General features: G+C 65.0%; 2 protein-coding genes. One reads left to right on the top strand and one right to left on the bottom strand.

The genetic code is table 11. The features are described from left to right. On the bottom strand, window positions 1–309 hold a 309-nt coding region (locus GOOTI_RS14480), incomplete at its 3' end, for an Lrp/AsnC family transcriptional regulator (RefSeq protein WP_007239352.1). A gap of 122 nt (window positions 310–431) precedes the next feature. Here GOOTI_RS14480 and GOOTI_RS14475 point away from each other — a divergent pair. Then, a partial coding sequence (locus GOOTI_RS14475; protein ID WP_039994148.1) for an aldehyde dehydrogenase family protein occupies window positions 432–1104 on the top strand: 673 nt, incomplete at its 3' end.

The raw sequence follows: 1104 nt of genomic DNA, 5'->3' as shown, positions 1-1104 counted from the left end.
GATGTCGTAGGTGCCCGCGGTGAGCACCACGTAATCGATCTCGGGGTGCTCGGCGAGTTGGCGTGCCAATCGCTCCGTGTCTCCGGTGCAGCGGATGCCGATCATGGCCTGTCGGGAGAAACCGAGTTTGAGAGGATCGGTCACCGCGACAATCTGCAACAGGCCGCTCTCGCTGAGCTTCTGCACCCGGTTGCGGACCGCTGCCTCCGACAGGCCGACGGATTTGCCGATCGCCGCGTACGAACTCCGACCATCGGCCTGGAGCTCTTCGATGATCTTCTTCGCGATGGCGTCGAGGTGAGTCGGCATTGGTTCGGCCACACGTCGATGGTGGCGGATTCAGCAGATATTGGCAACCGAAACCACGGTTTCGGTATCAGATTGGCTCTTCAAGTCGTGAATCCGTTGTCCACGCAGTATCGTCAGTGGTCGTGTCAACCATCACGACAGTTCCCAGCGGTTGGGTCGACGGTGCTCCGTACAGCGGATCGGGCGGCGACCACACTGTGATCGATCCCGCCACCGGCGCCACGGTGGCGCACCTCGCGCTCGCCTCTGCCTCCGACGTTACCTCCGCGGTCGCACATGCCGCGCGCGCACAACACGACTGGGGTGGGGCAACACCGGCCGAGCGGTCTGCTGTGCTGCACACCTTCGCGCGCCTACTCGACGCCAACGCCACACTGCTGGCGAACGAGGAGGTGTCGCATACCGGCAAGGCGATCCGCCTCGCCACCGAATTCGACGTTCCCGGCAGCATCGACAACGTCGACTTCTTCGCCGGCGTTGCCCGCAACCTCGACGGAAAGGCGAGTGCGGAGTACTCGGGCGAGCACACATCGTCGATCCGACGCGAACCCGTCGGGGTCGTCGGCTCCATCACCCCGTGGAACTATCCGCTGCAGATGGCAGTGTGGAAAGTGCTGCCCGCGTTGGCCGCCGGCTGCTCGGTGGTTCTCAAACCCGCCGAGATCACCCCGCTCACGACGCTCACGCTGGCACGCCTGGCCACCGAGGCGGGCGTTCCCGACGGCGTCTTCAACGTCGTGGTCGGCACCGGAGCGGACGTGGGAGCTGCGATCGCCGGGCACCCCGACATCGACA

Source organism: Gordonia otitidis NBRC 100426, from assembly GCF_000248075.1.
Taxonomy (GTDB): Bacteria; Actinomycetota; Actinomycetes; order Mycobacteriales; family Mycobacteriaceae; genus Gordonia; species Gordonia otitidis.
The sequence above is the reverse complement of the archived record's forward strand: the minus strand, read 5'-3'. Positions and strand labels throughout refer to the sequence as shown.